Genomic DNA, 23,060 nt, shown 5'->3' with positions numbered 1-23,060 from the left:
ACTTATTATTAAGCAGGAATGGTTTTTAATCCATTGTAAACACATTTAATAGGCTTTAGCCAAAACTTAAAAAAGTAAAATGAAATTAAAACTAAAGCATTTACCATTTATTTTCCTGCCTTTTTCATTAAGCTTACATGCACAGGAGATAAAGGCGGAGTTGAATAAAGAAGTTAAACGAACGGAAAAAATTTCCTATATTCTGGATTATCCCCAAAATGCCAAAGGCAATGTTCCGCTTATCGTTTTTCTTCACGGGTCCGGGGAGAGAGGCAATAACCTTGAAATAGTTAAGGCTCACAGTCCGTTCACATATAAAAATCTGATTAAGGAACCTGTAGCTATTCTGGCTCCGCAATGTCCCGAAAACATGTGGTGGGATACGGTTACCGTTTATGCTCTGATCAAAGAAATTCAGGCAAAATATAAGATTGATCCTTCGCGGATTTACCTTACAGGACTTTCAATGGGAGGATGGGGAACCCTGAAACTGGCGATGGAACATCCCGAAATGTTTGCAGCCGTGGTTTCCGTATGTGCTCCTACTGACAGAGTGATGTACGCAAACATTGATCAATACAAAAATCTGAATATGAAGATTTTCCATGGCGGAATGGACGACGTGGTTTTACCGGAAAATGCATTTAATTTTTACCAAAACTTACATCCCGTAAATCCTTCAGCAGAACTGAAAATTTTCCCGAATGACAATCATAATTCCTGGGATTCGACCTATTCTGATCCTAAATTGTATGAATGGATGCTGTCAAAAAGGAAAGAAAAATAATTTTAGTAATTTTAAAAAGTTGCTATTATTTGTTGAGTGAAATCGAAAATTCGACGAAGTCAAACGCCTTGTGCCCTAAAATAAGTTTGTCAGAAAAACTTTGCATCTTTGCGTAATCAACAAAAAACAAAAAAATTAGAACTATAATTAAAGAAGATAGATTTTATGAAAAAGTTAATTGTAATGGCCACTTTAGCACTGGCGCCTGTGTTTTCGGCACAGGAAATGGTATCGAAGCCTGTTCAATCCTATCAGACGGCTCAGTATCAGGCTAAAAAGAAAGCATTCGTAGACAATCTTTTGTCGAAAATGACATTGGATGAGAAAATCGGACAGCTGAACTTACCTAGTTCCGGCGATTTTACAACCGGTTTGGCTAAAAGCTCAGACATCGGAAAGAAAGTAGAACAGGGCTTAGTGGGTGGACTATTCAATATAAAAGGTGCTGATAAAATCAAGGCCGTTCAGAAAGTAGCCGTTGAAAATAGCCGTCTCAAAATCCCTTTGATTTTTGGTATGGATGTGATCCACGGATATGAAACAACTTTCCCTATTCCATTGGGACTGGCTTCATCCTGGGATATGAATCTTGTTCAACAATCGGCGCGTGTTGCTGCAAAAGAAGCTTCAGCTGACGGAATCAACTGGACGTTCTCTCCAATGGTGGATATTTCCCGTGAACCAAGATGGGGAAGGGTTTCCGAAGGTTCGGGAGAAGATCCGTATTTAGGAAGTGAGATTGCTAAAAATATGGTGTACGGATATCAGGGTAAAGATCTTTCAGCCGGGAATACTATTTTAGCTTGTGTAAAACATTTTGCATTATACGGCGCCGGTGAAGCAGGAAGAGATTACAACACCGTTGATATGAGTCACATCAGAATGTTCAACGAGTATTTTCCACCTTATAAAGCTGCTGTCGATGCAGGAGTAGCTTCTGTAATGGCTTCTTTCAATGAAGTGGACGGAGTTCCTGCTACCGGAAACAGATGGCTCCAGACGGAAGTATTAAGAAATCAATGGAAATTCAAAGGATTTGTAGTTACTGATTATACAGGAATCAATGAAATGGTAGATCATGGTATGGGGGATCTTCAGCAGGTTTCTGCGTTGGCTCTGAAAGCGGGGGTTGATATGGATATGGTGGGTGAAGGCTTTTTGACAACCCTTAAAAAATCTTTATCTGAAGGAAAAGTGACCCAGGCTGAAATCGATATGGCAGCGAGAAGAATTCTTGAGGCAAAATATGACCTCGGATTATTCGATAACCCCTACAAACACGGAGATGCAAAACTAGCGGCAAAAGAAGTTTTCAGTCAGGAAAACAGAAATGTTGCCAGAAATATTGCCGCTCAATCTATGGTTTTATTGAAAAATGAAAATCAGATACTTCCTTTAAAAGCCTCCGGAACAGTAGCGGTTATCGGTCCTTTGGTGAATAATTCCATTAATATGACCGGAACGTGGAGTGTTGCTGCCAAGCACGACAAATCAGTAAATCTGGTGCAGGGACTTGAAGCTAACTATGGTAAAAACGTTAAGTTTATCTCTGCAAAAGGAGCTAATATTGATGATGATGCGAAATTGGAAGAGATTTATGCAGCTCACGGTAAGAAAACAGACCGAGATAATCGTTCAAAAGAAGCATTATTAAAAGAAGCCGTTGAGGTAGCCGGTAAAGCAGATGTTATCATTCTTGCCATAGGAGAATCTGCTGAAATGAGTGGTGAATCTTCTTCTAGAACGGAAATTACCATTCCTCAGTCTCAGGTAGATTTATTAAACGAATTGAAAAAAACGGGAAAACCAATTGCTATGGTATTATTCACAGGTCGTCCGTTGGCACTTACCAATGTTAAAGACGCTCCTGATGCTATTTTGAATGCATGGTTCCCGGGTTCGGAAGCTGGAAATGCAATCGCAGATGTTCTTTTTGGAAAAGTAAATCCTTCCGGAAAACTCCCGATGACATTCCCAAGAAGCTTAGGACAGGTGCCTATTTATTATAATGAAAAGAATACAGGAAGACCATTGGATCAGAAGCTTGTTGATAAATGTGAATATCAGAGATTCCGTTCCAATTATATGGATGAATGTAATACACCGCTTTATCCGTTCGGATATGGTTTAAGCTATGCTAAATTCAACTATTCTGATATTACGGTTTCTAATGCTAATCCGAAAGGAAACCAGACGATTCAGGCTTCGGTAACGGTTACGAATTCCGGAAGCTACGATGGAGCTGAGGTTGTTCAATTATACATGAGGGATATGGTGGGAAGCATCACAAGACCTGTTAAGGAACTTAAAGGCTTCCAAAAGGTAATGCTGAAAAAAGGAGAATCTAAAAAGGTTACCTTTAATATTACTCCTGAAGATCTTAAATTCTATAATGGAAATCTAAAATTTGACTGGGAACCGGGAGAATTTGATATCATGATCGGAACAAGTTCTGCAGACGTGAAACATTCAAAGATTAACTGGACAAAATAAAATTTAAGTCACTCAATTTGAGTGACTTTTTTTGTATATTAGAGTAAGATTAAACCACCAGAAAACTTTAAAAATAAACATATGAAAAAAACAATCTTATTCAGTTTGATGTTTCTTAGTTCCTTGATGTTGTCTCAAAAAAAAGACTCCGGTTGTAGGGAACGATAGAGATGTTCATGGGTGTATTGGCTCTGCGGGCTATACGTATTCCCAGATAAAAAATGAATGTGTGCGGGTTTTTGAACAAAAAATCAAGCTCAAAGAAGTGGATTCCGATAAAGGTTATGCTTCAATGACGGCGGTAATTTTCAGCAAAAACATGAAAAAAGCAGAAATATTTATTCCGGACGGTGCTGCAAAAAGTATTATCCTTGAAAGACAGGGCAAAAGCAGAGTGTGGAAAAGCGGAAAGGCAATCAAAGATAGTTACGTATTGGTTCCTTACAAGAAAAAAGGGTATCAGATTAAAAAAGATGATGTAGTAATTTATCACTAATGAACACAAAGCCATTCGCAGGAAGTGGCTTTTTATTATTTAACTCTCATTCATCAGTTATCTTTGCAACCGATTCAGTCGCGAAAAACGATTTTCAACTCTCACGGAAAAACCCTATTTTTGCATAGCTAAAAAGTAAAAGAAAGAATGAATTCCTACAAAAATCCATTGGAAGAACGCTATTCAAGCGAAGAAATGTTGTTTAACTTTTCTCATAATAATAAATTCCAGAACTGGAGAAAGCTTTGGATTGCCCTTGCTGAAATCGAAAAAGACCTTGGCCTTGACATCACGGACGAGCAAATTGTTGAATTGAAAGCCAATGCAGAAAACATCGATTACGAAAAAGCAGCTGAATATGAGAAAAAATTCAGACATGATGTAATGGCTCACGTTCACACTTACGGTGATGTGGCACCTTCTGCAAAAGGAATTATTCACTTGGGAGCAACTTCGGCGTTTGTAGGAGATAATACAGATTTAATTCAGATTCGTGACGGACTTTTAATTTTAAAGAAAAAGTTGGTTAATGTGATGAAAAATTTAGCAGATTTTGCTATTCAATATAAAGATTTACCGACTTTGGGTTTCACGCACTTCCAGCCGGCTCAGTTAACGACCGTTGGAAAAAGAGCGACACTTTGGTTACAGAGTTTAGTGTTGGACATCGAAGAACTTGATTTCTTCCTGGAAACCTTAAGATTCCGAGGGGTGAAAGGAACGACCGGAACTGCTGCAAGTTTCCTTGAACTTTTCAACGGTGATTACTCTAAAGTTAAACATTTAGATAAAGAATTATCCAAAAGATTTGGGTTCGAAAAAGTTTTTGGCGTTTCCGGACAGACTTACGACAGGAAAATTGATGCTAAAGTGGTGGCCTTATTAGGAAATATTGCACAGTCTGCCCATAAATTTACCAACGATTTACGTTTACTTCAAAACCTGAAAGAAATTGAAGAACCATTCGAGAAAAACCAGATCGGTTCATCGGCTATGGCTTATAAACGTAATCCAATGAGAAGCGAAAGAATCGGAGCTTTGGCAAAATATGTAATGTCTCTGACAACAAGTTCTGCGATGGTGGCTTCAACACAATGGTTTGAAAGAACACTGGATGATTCTGCTAACAAGAGATTAACCATTCCTCAGGCGTTTTTGGCTGTTGATGCTATTCTATTGATCTGGAACAACATCATGAACGGAATCGTTGTATATCCGAACAGAATCAACAAACATATTATGGAAGAACTTCCTTTCATGGCGACAGAATATATCATCATGGAAGAAGTAAAAGCAGGAGGTGACCGTCAGGAAATCCACGAAGTAATCAGGGTTCATTCTATGGAAGCTTCTAAACAGGTAAAAGTAGAAGGTAAAGAAAACGATCTTATCGAAAGAATCCTGAATGACGATTCATTAAAACTGGATAAGTCGAAATTAAAAGAAGTTCTGGATCCTAAAAACTTTATTGGTTTTGCACCAATCCAGACGGAAGAGTTTATCAAGAACGAAGTACAGCCGATTATCGATCAGAATAAAGATCTGATCGGACTGGAGGCTGATCTTAAAGTATAATACAGTATGCAGTCTTTTGGGCTGCATATTTTTTGAAATTAAACTAATCCATGAAAAATATATTTCTCTTTTTTATTCTCTTTTGTCTGAATTTGATTCCACTGGGAACTTTTGCTCAGATTAAATCAGAAGATCTGAAAGATTTTCAGTTGACAAAAGAGGAATATAACGAGTTTAAAAATTTTTTAATTTCAAAAAACCTAAAAGTAAGAGATACAATCTTTATCAAATATGATTTCAACAATGAAAACTGTTGGGATCAATTGGATCTCCAGGGTAAAAAGCATATTAATGATATTGTCAGTAACTTTCAGACTCATATTTCATATTTCAATACTACCTTTGAAACAGCTGTTGCATATAACTTTAGGGAGCCAGGAAAAAGATTTAATAAATTGAAACTTTGGGATGAGACGATTATCATTGATGATGATGAAATTCTGAAAAAGCTTATTTTTAAAGATAAAGTTCAGTGTGGGACTTCTGCGGTTATTCTTGCTGATGGATCTTATCTGATTTATGAAAAAGATCCTCATTTTGAGCTTTTAAGTTTACATCATAATTATTCTGGAAATAAATTTTAATGCATAATAGCAACACCAAATGAAAAAAATATTCTCCATAATTTTATTAATGCCTATGCTTTCTTTTTCTCAGAAAAAGGAAATTCTGAAGTATTTTAAATCAAAAGATTCTTTGGTTGGTGTTAAAAATCAAGACGGTAAGATCATTATTCCGGCCCAGTTCAAAATTTTTTCTTACTTGAAAGACGGAGAATTGGTAAAAGGAGAAACCATTTATTTTGATGGTGATAAAAACAATGAAAAACCAGGAAAAAATGAATGGGGATACGTCTATGACAGGAAAGGGAATTTTCTTTACAGACCTTTCTTTTATGACAACGGTGCTGATTATTTCTCCGAAGGCATAAGAAGATTTGTTAAAAACGGGAAGGTCGGTTTTGTAGACAGAAACGGAATGGTTGTCATCATGCCTGAACATGATTTTGTATCGCCGTTTAATTATGGATATGCTGCTTTTTGTGACGGCTGCGACTGGGAAAAAACGGAAGACGAACACAAAGCAATGGTAGGAGGAACATGGGGCGTTATGAATTTCAAAGGAGAAATTGTGAAGCCCATTTCAAAATCTGAAAATGCAATTGAAGTTGATGGAAAATATTATCCGAATCCATTCAAATACAATGAAAAAGAGAAAAGTATTCTTCAGTTTTTCGAAAAGCAGAACAAAAAACTTTCAGAACTATATTATGTTAATCATTATACAAAATTATCTGAAAATGAAAAGAAATTATTCTTCGAGATCGTAGAAAGGCCAAAGGAAAATTTCCCATTTTATCAGGTAAATACCTATGATTACAGAAAAATGGAAGCAGGATTGATGTATGATTTCAAGTTCTTAGTCTCAGAAAATGGCAAAAGTATTTTTGCACTGGATGATGATGAAAAAATCCCTTTTGAAAAGTGGCTGATCAAAGAAATAAAAGAAGCCGGAGATTTTGAAAAAGAACATCCCGATCATCCGAATAAATTAAGTAAATGAAAAATAGTGAAAATGTTTATTCCGTAGGAATGCTATCTTTGTAATCGGAAAAATATGGCGCTTGCCAGAAAAATTTAAATAAAATAAATCTAATAAATCTGACATCTAATGTCTCAAAACAAAAGAATTTTCGTAGAAAAAAGAGGAATTTTCGATGTGGAAAGTCCGCAACTATTTGATGAAGTAAAAGCGGTGGTTCCGTCTATCCAAAGTGTAAAAGTGTATAACGTTTATGATATTTTTGGATTAAATGACGGCGAATTTGAAAAGGTTGTAAACAGTACTTTCGTTGATCCGGTTACCGATATTTTAATCGAAGAAAATCCTGCAAAAGGAATCTTTTTCGCATTAGAATTTTTACCAGGACAGTATGATCAACGTGCTGATTCTGCTCAACAATGTATCGCTTTATTAACTGGAAATGAGAAATCTAAAGTGAGAAGCGGTAAACTCATTGAATTTGAAGGCGTTTCCGAATCAGATTTAGTTAAAATCAAAGACCTCTTAATCAATAAAGTTGAATCTCAGGAAAAAGATTTAGCAATGCTGAATATTCCTGCGGATGAAACGCCATCAAAGGTTTTGGTTCACGAAAATTTCATCAATTTTGATGATGTTCAGTTGGAAGAATTCTTCAACAATCATGGTTTTGCATTGGGCCTGGACGATCTGAAATTCATCCAGGAATATTTTAAATCGGAACAGAGAAATCCTACGGAAACTGAACTTAAAGTTTTAGATACCTACTGGAGCGACCACTGTCGTCACACGACGTTTGAAACGGAATTGTCAAATATTGAATTTGAAGGACAGTTTAAACATACATTGGAAACCATTTTCAATGATTATATTGAAAAAAGAAAATTCTTAGGACGCGAATTGAAACCAATCTCTTTAATGGATCTGGCGACAGTTTGCGGAAGATATTTCCATAAAACAGGCAATTTGGAAAACTTGGTGGTTTCCGACGAAATCAACGCTTGTACCATCCAAATCGAAGCTGAATACGATGGTAAAAAAGAACCGTGGTATTTATTATTCAAAAACGAAACCCACAATCACCCGACAGAAATTGAACCTTTCGGAGGTGCTTCAACGTGTTTAGGTGGAGCGATCAGAGATCCTTTGTCCGGACGGTCATACGTTTTCCAGGCGATGAGATTGACGGGTGCTGCAGATGTTTTGGAACCGGTTGATAAAACGTTGCCTGGAAAATTACCTCAAAAAATAATCACAAAACAGGCGGCGAATGGATATTCTTCTTATGGTAACCAAATCGGTTTGGCAACTACAATGGTTTCTGAAATCTACGATGAAGGCTACAAAGCAAAAAGAATGGAAGTTGGTTTCGTTGCCGGAGCCGTTCCTGTGGATTGGGTAAGACGTGAAAAACCTGAAGCTGGCGATTCTATCATCATTTTAGGTGGTGCAACTGGCCGTGACGGTGTTGGTGGAGCAAGCGGAAGTTCGAAAGAACAGGACGAAACTTCGATCCACACGATGAGTTCTGAAGTTCAGAAAGGAAATGCGGTTGAAGAACGTAAAATCCAAAGATTATTCAGAAATCCTGAAGTGACGAGATTGATTAAAAAATCTAATGACTTCGGAGCTGGAGGTGTTTCTGTAGCAATCGGTGAAATCGCTGATTCTTTGGAAGTTAATTTGGATGTTTTACCTCTAAAATATGAAGGTTTGAACGGAACTGAGCTTGCTATTTCTGAATCTCAGGAAAGAATGGCGGTTGTGGTTGAACCAAAAGATAAAGAGCAGTTCATCAAATTCTGTAAAGCTGAAAACATTGTGGCTGTAGAAGTGGCAAAAGTGACAGATTCAGGAAGAATGCAGATGTTCTGGAAAGGGAACAAAATCGTTGATCTTTCAAGAGAATTCCTTGATACAAACGGTTGTTCTAAAAGTCAGGAAGTTAAGATTACGCATCTTAATGAAGTGAAAGAAGAAACTCAGGTTTTCAATGAAGAGAATTTCTTGAAAATCTTAGCGGATAAAAATGTAGCCTCTCAAAAAGGTTTGTTGGAGATGTTCGATTCTTCTATCGGTGCAACTACGGTTGCGATGCCTTTAGGTGGTAAATATCAGCAGACATTGATGGAAGGAAGTGTTCAGACATTGCCGATTATCGGAGCAAAAAATATTGAAACAGTTTCTTTGGCAAGTTGGGGATTCGATGCGGAGATTTCTAAGCAGAATTCTTTGTTGGGAGCATCTTACGCTGTGGTTGAAAGTGTTGCGAAAATCGTTGCAATGGGTGGCGATTATAAAAATATCAGATTTAGTTTTCAGGAATATTTTGAGAAATTAGGTCAGAATCCTGAGAAATGGGGGAAGCCACTGGCTTCTTTACTTGGAGCTTATGATGCTCAGATCAATTTTGGTTTGGCAGCAATTGGGGGTAAAGATTCAATGAGTGGGACTTATCAGGATCTGAATGTTCCGCCAACGTTAATTTCTTTCGCTTGTGCGAATGGAGAAAAGAAAAATATTATCTCTCCTGAATTTAAAAACGAAGGAAATAAAATATATTTCTTCAATCATATCGCTCAGGAAAACGGACTTCCGGATTATGACACTTTAAAAAATATTTATGAATTAATTTTCGAAAATATTAAAGCCGGAAAAATAGTTTCTGTAAAAATAGTAAAAGAAGGTGGAGTTGCGGTTGCTTTAGCTAAAATGAGTTTCGGAAACAGGTTAGGCGCTGAAATTACGGTTGACGAAAATGTTTTATTAACGAAAAATATCGGAAGCTTAATCATCGAATCTAAAGAGGAATTAAGCTCTGTTAATCTCCAGTTAATCGGACAAGTTGTTGCTGATGAGGTTCTAACCATCAACCAACAACCAACAACCATCAGCAAATTATTAGCAGCAAACACCAATACATTTGAAAACCTTTTCCCAACGGTTAAAAAAGAAAAAATTACGGTTGAAATTGATGAGAAATTAAACTCAATCAAACCAAGAAATATCATCATCAAAAAACACGGAATCGCTCAGCCAAAAGTATTTGCACCGGTTTTCCCGGGAACCAATTGTGAGTATGATACGTTGAACGCTTTCGCTAAAGAAGGTGCAATTGTAAGCAGTTTACCTTTAATTAATATCAATCACCAATTATTGGATGAAAGTATTGATGCGTGGGTGGAAGAAATCAAAACTTCTCAGATTTTAGCATTCTCAGGAGGTTTCTCTGCGGGTGACGAGCCGGACGGTTCTGCGAAATTCATCGTTAATGTGTTGAAAAATGAGAAGATGAAAAATGCAGTTCACGAATTGTTGGATAGAGACGGTATGATCATCGGGATCTGTAATGGTTTCCAGGCGCTGGTTAAATCAGGCTTGTTGCCTTACGGAAGAATTAAGGATTTGGATGAAAACTCTCCGACGTTAGCTCATAATGCGATCAGAAGACATATTTCCCAGATGGTCAACGTAAGAGTGGTGAATGATGAATCGCCTTGGCTGAAAGGAATGAAAGATCAGGTGTTCACGATTCCTATTTCTCACGGTGAAGGTCGTTTTATGGCTTCTGAGGCAGAAATTCAGAAATTGTATGAAAACGGACAGATCGCTACTCAATATTTAGATTTAGAAGGAAATGTTGCTCACGGAATGCCATTCAATCCTAACAATTCTTTGTTCGGAATTGAAGGAATTACAAGTCTGGATGGGAAGATTTTCGGTAGAATGGGACATCCGGAACGTTTTGCTGATGGTCTGTTTAAAAATATTCCGACGGCGAATTACCACAATATATTTAAAAATGGAGTGGAATACTTTAAATAGTCTGCTGGCTTTTAGCAATGAGCTTTTGGCTTTAAATGTTAGAAATAAATGAATAATAATTCAAATAAACAAATGACTGTCATCAATGGCAGTCATTTTTCAAATCTGGAAGGTTTCTACGAAGAGATTTCCCTGCTTTTTTTAAAGGATGAAGATTGGAAAGTCGGAACGTTGGATGGCTTTGATGATGTTTTATATGGATTTCAGGGTGAAATCATCTGGAAAGATTCGCAAAAATCTAAAGAAGATTTAGGTTTTAATCTGACTAAAGAATTTTACGAAACTAAAATCAGACAAGGAAAACCTTTTAACATAGAATTAATTCAACAAAAATTAAATGAACTTATGGAAGGAAACGGACAAACTTTGTTTGAAATTTTAATTGAAATTATAGAGTCACACAAGAATATTAAATTGATTTTAGATTAATATTTTGAACTTTCTTATCAAATGGTAGAGCTTAAAAGACATATTTCCAATAAATCAAAACACCCGTAATGACTGATACAATTGTCATCAGAAGAACTGCACCGGCAGAAATGTCTTTGATAAAACCAATCCTTTTGTCAAATTCCGGGTGGGTGATGTCACAGATCTTCTCAATGGCCGTATTAAAAATCTCAGCAGCTAAGACCCCGAAACAGACGATCAGAATAAGAGCTGTATCAGTCGTTGTCAGTTTTAAATAAAAAATCAGAAAAAGATTAATAAGGAAAGCCATTATTTCAATCTGAAAATTTCTTTCCCATTTAATCATCAGGAAAATACCACGTAAAGCATTGAAAAAACTTTTATAAACAGGCGGTTTTCGCATAATGAAAAGATATTTGCAAATATAGCTATTTGCTCAAAGAAAATCCTTATCTTTAGTCGTTGTCATTTTGACAGCTTTTCATCTAAAAATTAAGGAGAAGAAACAGGCTAAAATCTTTTGATGGTTGTTAGTAACTCTAAGGATTATTCTTTTCAATCTGTTTTCTATTTATTATATTTGTAAAAATTTATTTTTAAATCTATGAAATTTATTATTTCAAGTGGTGAACTGCAGAAGGCTTTGCAAACTGTAAGTGGTGTGATATCAAGCTCTCAGTCGAGACCGATTTTAGAAAATTATCTTTTTGAATTAGACGGAACTCAGGTTACCATTACAGCATCTGATGGCGAGACAACTCTTGTCACTTCTCTGGATGCAAAATCCGATGATACCGGAAAATTTGCTGTTCCTGCTAAGATTTTTCAGGATTTTATCAAGACTTACGGAGAACAGCCGTTGACATTGGTTGTAAAAGATAATGCAGAAGGAACGGGAAGTCAGCTTGAAATTTTAGATGAAAAAGATAACTTCGCAGTAGCGCTGGACAATGCAGACGACTATCCGGAGTTGCCGGAATTTGATGCATCACAAAGTGTAACCATGTCGGCAGGAGTTTTATCTGAAGCTCTTACCAATACACTTTTTGCGACAAGCAACGATTCTCTTCGTCCGGTAATGACAGGAGTTTTGTTCCAGTTTGGTGAAAATGAAACGAATTTCGTTTCTACTGATTCTCACAGATTGGTTGTTTATAAAAGAACGGATCTGATGAATGCCGAACCGATGGAATTCATCATGCCGAAAAAACCTTTGAATATCTTTAAAAATATTTTAGCAAGCTCAAACGATGATGTTACCATCGACTTCAATGAGAATATGGCTAAATTTACTTTCGGTAAACATATCTGGATTTGTAGATTAATCGATGGGAAATATCCCAATTATACTGCGGTGATTCCTAAAGAAAACCCAAATGTACTGACAATCAATAGGAATCTATTGTTAGGAGCGATTAAAAGAGCTTCAATCATGTCAAATAAATCGACCAACCAGGTGAGATTCAAATTATCGGCAAATATCCTCCATCTTCATGCAGAAGACACAGAATACGCAAATAAGGCAGATATGCAGATTCCTTGCGATTATAATGGAGAAGATATCAATATCGGATTCAGCTCTAAATTCTTAACTGAAATGCTGACGATTCTGGGTTCAGATGATATTACAATGAAAATGTCCCAGCCCAACAGACCGGGAATCATTGAACCTCTTGACGGTCTTGAAGAAAATGAAAATATCTTAATGCTGTCAATGCCGGTGATCGGATTGTAATTGTATTATATAAAATATTTAAAGAGGTTTTGATTTTCAGAGCCTCTTTTTTTTGAGAGTTTTTTTGACTCTATCGGATGTATTTATTGTTTTTGGGCAATTTGATTACATCAAAAAGCAATATATATTTTTTATTTGAAGCTTTTTGACTTCGTCGAATTGTATTTACTTATTTATTTTTTAAAAGGAGCAATTTCCCGCTTTCCGCACTCGCTATTTTTTTTGTTTTCGGCGCGGCGGCTCTGCCGCCGCGCCGAAAACAAAAAAATGAGCTCAAACAATTGCTGCAATCGGGGCTAAAAGACAGTCTTTTGATAAAAATCAGGAAATAATCACGACTATTGTTCATGCTCAAGCGTTCAGGCATAGTTACTGAAAAAGATTCTGGAAAGATACGTTTAGATGCTTTCAGCATGACAAATTTCGTAGAATAATTCTACAAATATCTGTGGACAATAATCTGTGTAAATCTGTGAAATCAGTGGGAGAAAAAATAAAACTGAAATTAAAAATAAATTCTGCTCAATTTTTAAAATGTACGATAAAAAAGACAATAAAGACAGATAAAATTAAACTCTTAAAATCTGTTATAAATTTCTCTATTTCTCAAAAAAACACGACATTTGTAGACTTAAAATTTAACTAAAAATTTTTCAAAATATACCAGATGAAACCGTAAGATTCATCTGGCTTTAGAAAAAATAAAAATTATCAGATGAAAATATCAAACAATTGGCTTAAAGACTTTATCAAAACGGAATTGAAAACTGAAAGAATCGGTGAATTCCTTACAGATATTGGTCTTGAAGTTGAAGGGATAGAAAAATTTGAAAGCATAAAAGGCAGTCTGGAAGGAATTGTTGTAGGTAAAGTTCTGACCTGCGAAAAACATCCGAATGCAGATAAACTGAAAAAAACATCCGTAGATGTCGGAAACGGAAAAATTCTGAATATCGTTTGCGGTGCTCCGAATGTAGAAGCCGGACAAACAGTTCCTGTAGCAGTAGTCGGCACAAAAATTTATGATAAATCCGGAAGTTTTTTTGAAATTAAAGAAGCTAAAATCAGGGGAGAAGTTTCTCAGGGAATGATCTGTGCAGAAGATGAACTTGGCCTTAGTGACGACCACGGAGGAATTATGGTTCTGGATGAAGAAAAGTTTGAACTAGGAAAAAATTTCGCTGATTATTTTGAAATTGCCAATGATGAGGTTATAGAAATTGGATTAACACCCAACAGAACCGATGCCATGTCTCACTACGGAGTAGCAAGAGATCTTCATGCTTACCTTTCTACCAACAAGCAGAAATCTGAGTTTGAGAAGGTTTCTTCAGTAGTTTTGAGTAATGAAGGAACTCACGATTTTAAGTTAGTTGTGGAAGATGCTGAGCTTTGTCCAAGATATATCGGAGCAGTCATTGAAGACGTTAAAGTGGCAGATTCTCCGGCTTGGCTTAAAGACAGACTGAAAGCCATCGGATTAAGCCCGATTAACAATATTGTTGATATTACCAATTATATTCTCCATGGTTTTGGTCAGCCCCTTCATGCTTTTGATGCAGATAAAATCACGGACAAAACGGTAAAGGTCGGAACGGTAAAAGAAGGTACTAAATTCACAACTTTAGATGGGGTGGAAAGAACTTTAAGTGGTTCTGAGATCATGATCAAAGACGGAAAAGACAATCCGATGTGTATTGCAGGAGTTTTCGGTGGAGCCAATTCTGGTGTTTCCGCTGAAACTAAAACGATTTTCCTGGAAAGTGCTTATTTTAATCCTGTTGCGATAAGAAAAGGAGCGAAATTCCATGGTTTGAATACTGATGCATCTTTCAGATTTGAAAGAGGTGTGGATCCTAATATTACAAGAACAGCAATCACGCATGCTATCAAATTAATTCATGAATTGGCTGAAGGAAAATTAGTAGGTGATCTGTTGGAAGAATATCCAAAGAAAATTGAAGATAACTATGTGATTCTAAGATTCTCCAAAATCGAACAGATTTTAGGAACTAAAATTCACAGAGAAAAAGTAAAAGAAATTTTAAAAGCACTGGATATTCAGGTTTTAAATGAAATTCAGAATGGTCTTGAAATTTCTGTTCCGGCTTACAGGGCAGATGTTACGAGAGAGATTGACGTTATCGAAGAGATTTTGAGAATCTACGGATATAATAAAATCGATGCTCCTCAGAAAATCTCTTTTACTCCGGTAAAATTGAATGCAAAAGATCAGGATGAGCTTGAAAATAGCTGGGCAAGAACATTACAAAGTCTTGGTTTCAATGAAGTAATGAATAATTCACTCACTTCCGTAAAAGATGAAAAAGATGCGGTAAAGCTGCTAAATCCATTAAGCAATGATCTTGCATTCATGAGAAAGTCTTTGCTGGAAGGTCTTTTGCAGAATACCATCTACAATATCAACAGAAAAAATCAGGATATCAAATTCTTCGAGTTCGGGAAAATTTATCATAAAAGAGAAAAATACGAAGAGAGAAAACAGCTGGCGATTCTTGTTTCCGGAAGAGAGGTGGCAGAAAACTGGCTGCAGCCAAAATCTGCAACGAGTTTTTATTATTTGAAAGCTTATGTGAAAGTTTTATTGGAAAAGCTGGTGATTGATTATAAGGAAGTCGCTTTGTCTGATGAAAGATTTTCTGACGCTCTTGCCTATGAGGTTGACGGTAAAACTTTGGTGAAAATCGGTAAAGTAAGTACTCAGATGCTAAAAGATTTTGATATCGACCAGGAATGTTTCTATGCAGAAATCGAATTGGAATTTGCTCAGAAACTGCGTGCTGAAAATGAGCTTACATTTAAAGATATTCCTAAATTCAACAAAATCAGAAGAGATTTAGCCTTACTGATTGACAAGACGGTGAATTATGAAGATCTTTATCAGGCTGCTAAAAAGAATAAATCTCCATATATTAAAAATATTAATCTTTTTGATGTATATGAAGGGAAAAATCTTCCTGAAGGCAAGAAATCCTATGCAATGAGTTTCGAGCTTTTAAATGGAGAGAAAACGCTCGAGGAAAAGGAAATTACGGCAGTAATGGATTCTTTGGTAAAATCTTTCCAAAAAGAATTCAATGCAGAATTAAGAGGATAATTAAATATCAACTATTTATAAGAAACGGACTTTTGTCCGTTTTTTTTTCATTTATGTCACGTTTAAAGCAAAGAAAAATAGCATTGAAAAAGTAATAAAAATAGTATGAAAACCGTTTAAATAATAATATTTACGTAAATTTGATTTAAATCAAAAGGAAAAAAATGAAAAATCTTTTTTTAAGTATATGCACGGCAACGGTTTTGGTTTCATGTGGAGCGATGGCTGGTTCTGCTTCCAAAGTAGGTAAGGCTCAGCCTTCACTGACAGGAACAAAATGGGCTTTAGCTGACAATGTGAAAGGAAAAATTCCTACCCTGAATATTGAAGGGGAAAAAATTAACGGGAATACAGGATGCAACAATTACTTCGGAACAGCTAAGGTAGAACCTTCTACAGGCAATTTTTCTGCAAGTCAGATGGGCTCTACGAAAATGGCTTGCGAAAATATGAGTGTGGAAAAAAACTTTATGGATATGATGTCAAAAGCTAATAAATATGTCATCACCGGAAATGTTCTCGAATTGTATCAGGACAATCTTCTCCTATTAAAATTCAATAAAGCTGAATAGAATAAATAAGAAAAGGAACTCATTTGAGTTCCTTTTTTATGTTTAAATCGTTATTAATCTTCCTCTTCTTCGTCGTACTTAGCCAACTCTTCATCACACCATTTAAACGCAGCCTCCACTACTTTTGTAGCCTCATCTGCCATTGTTTCCTCATCGTCACCTTCAAGATCATCCAGCCATTCAACTTCTTCTTCTTCAACATTCAGGATAAATCTTGGATATTCTGTATGAACTACGAACAAATCTTCTGGAAATTCCGAATTATCTGCTAATAAAAACTTTGGTAATTTCATTTTTTTAATGTTTTAACTTTAAAATCAAAGATAATAAAATTATTGGTATTTGTTCTTGTCAATCTTCATTTTTTGTAAAACTTTATACCTCGTTAAAGTTGTTTTCTGTAAAGTATCTTTTGGTTTAAAACTTAGTATTACATAGGGATTTACGGTACTGATGAGCTCAGCGACCTGAATATATTCAAGATCTTCAATATCTTCTACATAAAATTTTACCGGACCTTTATCCAGATTTTCAGACTGTAAAAACTGTTTCATTTCTTTTCTGTTTTCGAGATAATTGCCTTTTGACAACCACGTAAAAGCCAGTCCGGAAAGAAGACTTAAAAAACCGATAGCATATACTTTATCATTAAAAATCAAAAATAATTTTCTAAAATAAACGAGCCATATCGGAAAGCTGAATGGAGCCATCAGACGATAGTCGATCGGATTCACAGAGTAGAAATATTGGATGAAATACGAACATATTATACCGACAATACTCACGAAAATAAAGAAGAATTCAGTATCCGAAAGTTTATATTTGATAAATAAATAGATGATTAAGAGAATATTGAGAAATCCGATTCCATAGATCGCATAATTGATGATTCCTCCGGCCGGATTCGCAATATGAATAAATGGATTAAAAGTAGTACACAGCCCCAGGAATAATTCTTTTAAAAGTTTTGAGGTTGGATGAAGGCCAATTTCTAAAAACTCATTTACATAATTTTCATTAAAATAATCGATAAATAAAAATTTGTACAAAACAACAAATATTCCTCCGATCAATCCTGAAATAATAAACGCTTTTGCATATTGCTTTTTCCAGAAAACCAATCCAAAAAGTCCGGTGCCGGCCATGATGAATAGGGAGCTGTAACGGACATTATAAAGGGCAATCAAAGTCAATGAAAGATAAAAAATGGCTTTTCCGCCAGTAATTTTTCCCTCAATGATCAGTGAAGAAATATAAAGAAATAATAATACAAAAGGTAATATCAGAGCTTCACTCATTGTATAGGAAAATATCGAGAGAAAACTGAATAATGCACATAAAACAACGGTCTCCTTAAAGAAGAATTTCTTTTTCCATGCAAAAAATAGTATAAAAAGAAATACTCCAATTCCTACAATTTTACTGCTCCAGAATTCATCAGGACCAAAAAAAGTAAAAAACTTAATACTTAAAGGATATCCTAACGGGGTCGTCGTATTATCAATCGTCGGAAAAACATGTGCAAATCGCATATAGCGTATAGAATCCGGGCTTGTTCTTCCTTTCTCGTTGAGTAAAAAACGTAAAATGATCATCATTAAAGTAATGATGATCATTGATATTTGAATTGTTCTTTCTTTAAATTTTATCAAGATTGCAGTTATTAGGTTATAGATTGCATGGCTTCGCATCAAATTTATAACTTATATCTAACAACTCATAATTAAAAAATTATTTTGAGAACATTTTTGCTACTTTTTCTGCTTTTTTGCTTTCGGAGTAATCATAGAAACCTTCTCCTGATTTTGCGCCCAGTTTCCCGGCCATTACCATATTGACCAATAATGGATTCGGAGCATATTTAGGATTTTTGAAACCATCATACATTACATTTAAGATTGCTAAACAAACATCTAGTCCGATAAAATCGGCCAGCTGAAGCGGTCCCATCGGATGAGCCATTCCCAGTTTCATTACGGTATCAATTTCCTTAACACCTGCAACACCGTTGTAAAGTGTTTCAATCGATTCATTAATCATCGGCATTAAAATTCTATTGGCAACAAAACCTGGATAATCATTTACTTCTACCGGAACTTTTCCTAATGTTTTGCTCATTTCGTAGATTACATCAAAGGTTTCTTTTGAAGTCGAATAGCCTTTGATAATTTCTACTAATTTCATGATCGGAACAGGATTCATAAAATGCATTCCGATTACTTTATCCGCTCTTTTGGTGGCAGCCGCAATTTTCGTGATGGAAATAGAAGAGGTATTGGTCGCCAGAATACAGTTTTCAGGTGCAAATTCGTCCATCTGTCCGAAAATTTTCAGTTTCAATTCCTGATTTTCAGTGGCTGCTTCCACGATGAGATCTGCGTTTCCGACAGCATCCTGAAGCGCTGTGAAAGTGGTAATGTTTCCTAAAGTTTCAGCTTTTTGTTTTTCAGTAAGGTTTCCCTTTGCAATTATTCTGTCGAGATTGGTGGTGATGGTTTTTAGTCCTTTGTCTAAAGCTTCCTGTGATACGTCTACAAGATTCACCTTAAAACCACTTTGTGCAAATGTATGTGCAATTCCATTTCCCATGGTTCCGGCTCCGATAACTACAATGTTTTTGATCATTTTCCTTATTTAGTTTTATTATTTTATTTTTTAATTGGCGTTAAATTTCTTGCCTTGGAAAGGTCAGCTTTTGTTATAATTTCTGATTCATTAAAATTGACTATTCCGTCACTGTTTTTGCTTCGTGCATTATTCTGGCTGTCAACCGCAGCTTTTAATCCTTTAATGAAATTATTCTTCTGAGTTTTTGAAAGTCCGTCGGTTCCAATATACAGGTTGTATTCGCCTTCTCTTCCCAATCCGCTCTGTTTATAAATTTCAAGATTTTTAACCTTGCTTTGCTTTTGGAACTTTGCCAAATAATCCATGACAGGCTTATCAGAAGGAGTTCCGCAACATACACTTGCGTATCCGATCTGAAGGTAATTTTCACTCTTCTGCCCAAAGAATAATGTGCATCCGAAAATTGCTATTGTTAATACTACTTTTTTCATTTTGATGGTTTTAAAATTAAGCTTAAATTTTTACTTATTAAAATAATCCCAGACCGACTTTGAAATATCTGAAATCATTTTGCAGTTCACTGCATCCGTTTCCATTGAGTTACTGACAAATACAGCTATTGCATAATGCTTGCCATTGGGTAAAGTAACGATACCGATTTCGTTTTCTGCACCCGTCAGACCCGCATTATTCTTTCCGGAAGCTCCCGTTTTTCTTGCCACGGGCGTATTTTCCGGAAGTTGCTCAATTAATTTATTTTTTCCTGTAGAAGTGGACCATAGAACTTTCATCAGATAATCTGTAGATTTTTTAGAAAGTAATTTTCCGTCATAAAATTTTTTGAGGACGTCGGTAGCAGAAGATGCTGTGCTGTAATTTTGATACTGAATATTCCAGTCTTTATGCATTTCCGCTTCGTTGTATTTAATCTGGAACCCTTTTACTCCCTTTATATCCATAAATTTCTGAACGGTTTGCGTTCCGCCCAATAATTTCAGCATAATATCGCAGCCGTTGTTATCACTTTTGGCAACGGTATATTCAAGAATTTCACTCAAAGGAATTTCTATGCCTCCGTTGGGATATTTCTCTCGAAGCGGCGACCATGTGTTTTCTAATAAATTGGTTTTGTCTAATAAAACTTTTTGATGCAAAGAAAGTTTCCCTTTATCGACGTAATCAAGAACAGTTGCTGCAATATGAAATTTAAAGACACTCTGCATCGGAAGTTTCTTGTCTGCATTTTTATAGTATTTAAAACCATTTTCAAAGCCCAGAACGGAAATTCCGACTGTTGCATTTTTATCTTTGATGATTGAATTGATTTTTTTATCTAAAATTGATTCCTGTGCAAATGTGAATGCTGAGATCAAAAGAAATAGTAACCCTGTTTTTTTCATAATATTTTTTAATTTCTTGACTGAAGATAAACCTGCTTAATCTTTTTTACCGCAAAAGAAAGAAAAGTTTTGAGTAATATAATTTAAAGCTTATCATTAAGTAAGGTTAAAAAGAACCCCCTAAGTTTTAAAAATCTTTGATTTTTATTCTTTTGAAAGTTTTATTTTTTTTCTCTTTTGCGGTTAAATAAAGTTAAAAAGAAATCCCTCTTAGAAGCTAAAAGGGATTTGCAATTTAAGATTTTTTCTTATTTCAATTCTAAATATTTAAGATTCACACCGTCGTTTTCAAAATAAATACGGATTTTGTTTTCTCCTTTTTTAAGATTAATTCCTTTTGCAGAAGCGGTTTTCCAGTTTTCATTTCCTCCTGTAGAATTGAGCGAAACTGTTGTCAATACTTTACCGGTAGCATTTTCAATCCTGATTTTTGCCGGAGAATTACTCGCATAATTAATGTCTAAAGTATAAGATTTTTCAGTTTTAGCATTGATCGTGTACTGAAGCCATTCTCCGGTTTTTGTTTTTCCTACGTAATATTGATTATTGGCGGTTTTATAAATATCAACACCGTCATTTCTAAGCTGGTTTCCTGAATTCCATTCAGATCTTTTTTCCGGGTCACTTACCCAGAGATTGACAAAATCTTTATCAAGATAAGCTGAGCCTATTCTCCCTAAATCATAATCTGCGGCAGCAATTTTTCCCGGAGCCTGAAGATTTTTAAAAGGTTTTGTTGAAGAATCTGTTGTCTGCCTGAACATCGCATCAATAACATCATTTTTTATCTCCACATTACTGAACTTATAATTGTCAGCAATCTGCATTAATGCTTTTTTTGCAAATTCTTTTGATGGTTTTTCTCCTCCATTTTTCCAGTAATCCAAGAGCTTCTGATATTCCGGAGTGATTTTTACGTTGGTAGTTCCTGCGATATTGTCGATTTTTTTCATCGGCCAGAATGCGTAACCGATGTTGTGCTTATCCAAAAGCTGAATAAGTTCCGTGAACCAGACGTTTGAATTTTCTCCCGTTTCTCCCAACCAGATCGGAATATTATGTTTTTCACGAAGATCCAATGCAAACTTAATAGTGGCATCATCCGTATAATTCCAGTATTTATGAAAGCTGAAAACCATATTGTCATCCCAAAGTGGAGTCAGTCCGTTATAATTATTTCCCCAGCCGTTTCCTTCAAGAATAATGATGTGCTTTTTGTCAACGGTACGGATGGCATCCGTGATATCTTTCTGTAGTTTCCATAAAGGAGCGTTCGACATTTCATCGGTTCCGTTCGGATTTTTTCCTGTGAAATTAATGTTAGGTTCATTAATGAGATCATACCCTCCGATCCATGGCTCATCTTTATACCTTTCTGCTAATTTTTTCCAGAGAGCGATGGTTTTCTTTTGATTTTCCTCACTTTCCCAAAGAGATGGCTTGGACTTGTCGTTGTCGGAAATATTCACATCATTTCCCTGCCCGCCGGGGGCTGCGTGCAAGTCGAGGATCAGATACATTTCGTTGTCGGCACACCATTTTAGGAGGTCGTCTGTCATTTTAAATCCTTCTTCCAGCCACGTATTTTGTCCTTTCTTAGGTTCTTTTTCAATAGGTAAAGTATAAAGATTGTAGTGCATCGGAAGCCTGATTGAATTGAATCCTGCTTTCTTCAGAAAATCAATATCCTGTTTGGTGATTCCATTTTTGAGATAAGCTTTATAAAACTCGTTCATTCCGTCTTCACCAATAAGCTCAGTAATTTTTTCTTTGATTTTATATTGCGGACCTGCAAAATCTGCCGTTTTCAGCATATATCCTTCCTGAAGCATCCATCCTCCAAGACCGAGGCCTCTTAATTGTATATTTTCACCTTTGTCATTAACGATCTTTTGTCCGTTCGTTTTTAAAAGCTGTGATGTCCCAAATTGAGACAATAAAAAAGCGGATAATAGGATGGCTCGTTTCATACTTATTTTAATTATTTAAATATTATGGGATTATTTGAGAATCGTTATTTGATAATGACAAATATATTTAAAATTTATTGAATAGAATTCAAAAAATTCCGCAGGATGAAAATTCTGGATTGCACCAAAATAAAAAAGAGACTGTTTAGATGTAAACAGTCTCTTTTCGTATTATTGTTGTCTGAATTATTTCTTCTTGTAAGCAGCGTCTTTAATTCTCGCTTTTTTACCTCTAAGATCTCTGAAGTAGTAGATTCTTGATCTTCTAACTTTACCTCTTCTGTCAACTTCAATTTTCTGAAGCGCAGGCATGTTGATAGGGAATACTCTTTCTACACCTACATCACCAGACATTTTTCTGATCGTGAAAGTTTTTGTAGAACCAGTACCTCTTAATTGGATAACTGTTCCTTTGAAGAACTGAGTTCTTGTTTTTTGACCTTCTTTAATCTCATAGTAAACAGTGATCGTGTCACCCGCTTTGAATTCAGGGAATTCTTTTTTTGTAATGTACTTGTCTTGTACGTACTTTAATAAATCCATTATTAATTAAAATAAAATGTTTAAA

Annotated in this window: 19 protein-coding genes; 11 read left to right on the top strand and 8 right to left on the bottom strand. The window is 35.6% G+C overall.

Translation table 11 applies throughout. From position 1 onward, the window contains the following. The first annotated feature begins 79 nt into the window (after window positions 1-79). The 8 genes from AAHI02_RS04870 to AAHI02_RS04835 all read left to right on the top strand — a co-directional run bounded on the left by AAHI02_RS04870 (window position 80) and on the right by AAHI02_RS04835 (window position 11,147). Entirely contained in the window at window positions 80-787 is a 708-nt protein-coding gene (locus AAHI02_RS04870) for a prolyl oligopeptidase family serine peptidase (RefSeq protein ID WP_346985689.1), read from the top strand. Between the two features lie 165 nt (window positions 788-952). Then, window positions 953-3,280, top strand: coding sequence for a beta-glucosidase BglX (gene bglX / locus AAHI02_RS04865; RefSeq protein WP_346985688.1), 2,328 nt, complete (start codon window positions 953-955; stop codon window positions 3,278-3,280). Window positions 3,281-3,509: 229 nt separating this feature from the next. Further along, entirely contained in the window at window positions 3,510-3,776 is a 267-nt protein-coding gene (locus AAHI02_RS04860; protein WP_346985687.1) for a hypothetical protein, read from the top strand. A gap of 147 nt (window positions 3,777-3,923) precedes the next feature. After that, window positions 3,924-5,351, top strand: a complete 1,428-nt coding sequence (gene purB / locus AAHI02_RS04855) for an adenylosuccinate lyase (protein ID WP_346985686.1) — start codon at window positions 3,924-3,926, stop codon at window positions 5,349-5,351. 50 nt (window positions 5,352-5,401) lie between these two features. Beyond that, window positions 5,402-5,935 carry a hypothetical protein gene (locus AAHI02_RS04850; RefSeq protein ID WP_346985685.1) on the top strand — a complete coding sequence of 178 codons (534 nt, stop codon included), beginning with the start codon at window positions 5,402-5,404 and terminating at the stop codon, window positions 5,933-5,935. 19 nt (window positions 5,936-5,954) lie between these two features. Then, window positions 5,955-6,914, top strand: coding sequence for a WG repeat-containing protein (locus AAHI02_RS04845; protein ID WP_346985684.1), 960 nt, complete (start codon window positions 5,955-5,957; stop codon window positions 6,912-6,914). A 108-nt stretch (window positions 6,915-7,022) separates the two neighbouring features. Then, window positions 7,023-10,718 carry a phosphoribosylformylglycinamidine synthase gene (locus tag AAHI02_RS04840; RefSeq protein WP_346985683.1) on the top strand — a complete coding sequence of 1,232 codons (3,696 nt, stop codon included), beginning with the start codon at window positions 7,023-7,025 and terminating at the stop codon, window positions 10,716-10,718. Window positions 10,719-10,766: 48 nt separating this feature from the next. Then, window positions 10,767-11,147 (top strand): ribonuclease inhibitor, encoded by a 381-nt coding sequence (locus tag AAHI02_RS04835; protein WP_346985682.1) that lies wholly within the window; start codon window positions 10,767-10,769, stop codon window positions 11,145-11,147. Window positions 11,148-11,178: 31 nt separating this feature from the next. Here AAHI02_RS04835 and AAHI02_RS04830 read toward each other — a convergent pair whose 3' ends face one another. Beyond that, a complete protein-coding gene (locus AAHI02_RS04830; RefSeq protein WP_346985681.1) occupies window positions 11,179-11,532 on the bottom strand; it encodes a diacylglycerol kinase family protein in 354 nt (117 codons plus the stop codon). 201 nt (window positions 11,533-11,733) lie between these two features. Here AAHI02_RS04830 and dnaN point away from each other — a divergent pair, with 201 nt between their 5' ends. The 3 genes from dnaN (at window position 11,734) to AAHI02_RS04815 (ending at window position 16,554) form a co-directional block, all read left to right on the top strand. Next, on the top strand, window positions 11,734-12,864 hold the full coding sequence (dnaN, locus tag AAHI02_RS04825) for a DNA polymerase III subunit beta (RefSeq protein WP_042721423.1): 1,131 nt from the start codon (window positions 11,734-11,736) through the stop codon (window positions 12,862-12,864). Window positions 12,865-13,579: 715 nt separating this feature from the next. Beyond that, a complete protein-coding gene (gene pheT / locus AAHI02_RS04820) occupies window positions 13,580-15,982 on the top strand; it encodes a phenylalanine--tRNA ligase subunit beta (RefSeq protein ID WP_346985680.1) in 2,403 nt (800 codons plus the stop codon). Between the two features lie 164 nt (window positions 15,983-16,146). Further along, window positions 16,147-16,554: an META domain-containing protein gene (locus AAHI02_RS04815; RefSeq protein ID WP_346985679.1), complete on the top strand. Its 408-nt coding sequence runs from the start codon at window positions 16,147-16,149 to the stop codon at window positions 16,552-16,554. Window positions 16,555-16,607: 53 nt separating this feature from the next. Here AAHI02_RS04815 and AAHI02_RS04810 read toward each other — a convergent pair whose 3' ends face one another. The 7 genes from AAHI02_RS04810 to rplS form a co-directional block, all read right to left on the bottom strand. After that, on the bottom strand, window positions 16,608-16,847 hold the full coding sequence (locus tag AAHI02_RS04810) for a hypothetical protein (RefSeq protein WP_002977986.1): 240 nt from the start codon (window positions 16,845-16,847) through the stop codon (window positions 16,608-16,610). 39 nt (window positions 16,848-16,886) lie between these two features. After that, entirely contained in the window at window positions 16,887-18,206 is a 1,320-nt protein-coding gene (locus AAHI02_RS04805; RefSeq protein ID WP_346985678.1) for a hypothetical protein, read from the bottom strand. 79 nt (window positions 18,207-18,285) lie between these two features. Next, on the bottom strand, window positions 18,286-19,176 hold the full coding sequence (locus AAHI02_RS04800; protein ID WP_346986592.1) for a 3-hydroxybutyryl-CoA dehydrogenase: 891 nt from the start codon (window positions 19,174-19,176) through the stop codon (window positions 18,286-18,288). A 26-nt stretch (window positions 19,177-19,202) separates the two neighbouring features. Continuing rightward, window positions 19,203-19,613, bottom strand: coding sequence for a hypothetical protein (locus AAHI02_RS04795; protein WP_346985677.1), 411 nt, complete (start codon window positions 19,611-19,613; stop codon window positions 19,203-19,205). A gap of 30 nt (window positions 19,614-19,643) precedes the next feature. Next, window positions 19,644-20,522, bottom strand: a complete 879-nt coding sequence (bla-A, locus tag AAHI02_RS04790; protein ID WP_346985676.1) for a CGA/CIA family class A beta-lactamase — start codon at window positions 20,520-20,522, stop codon at window positions 19,644-19,646. A 248-nt stretch (window positions 20,523-20,770) separates the two neighbouring features. Next, a complete protein-coding gene (locus tag AAHI02_RS04785) occupies window positions 20,771-22,492 on the bottom strand; it encodes a cellulase family glycosylhydrolase (protein WP_346985675.1) in 1,722 nt (573 codons plus the stop codon). A gap of 186 nt (window positions 22,493-22,678) precedes the next feature. Next, the gene (rplS, locus tag AAHI02_RS04780; protein ID WP_007846341.1) at window positions 22,679-23,035 is read right to left on the bottom strand and encodes a 50S ribosomal protein L19; all 357 of its coding nucleotides are present in this window, start codon (window positions 23,033-23,035) and stop codon (window positions 22,679-22,681) included. Between the last annotated feature and the right edge of the window lie 25 nt (window positions 23,036-23,060).

The organism is Chryseobacterium sp. POE27 (assembly GCF_039727685.1).
In the GTDB taxonomy this organism is placed as follows: Bacteria; Bacteroidota; Bacteroidia; order Flavobacteriales; family Weeksellaceae; genus Chryseobacterium.
This window is presented reverse-complemented; position numbering and strand designations above follow the sequence as displayed.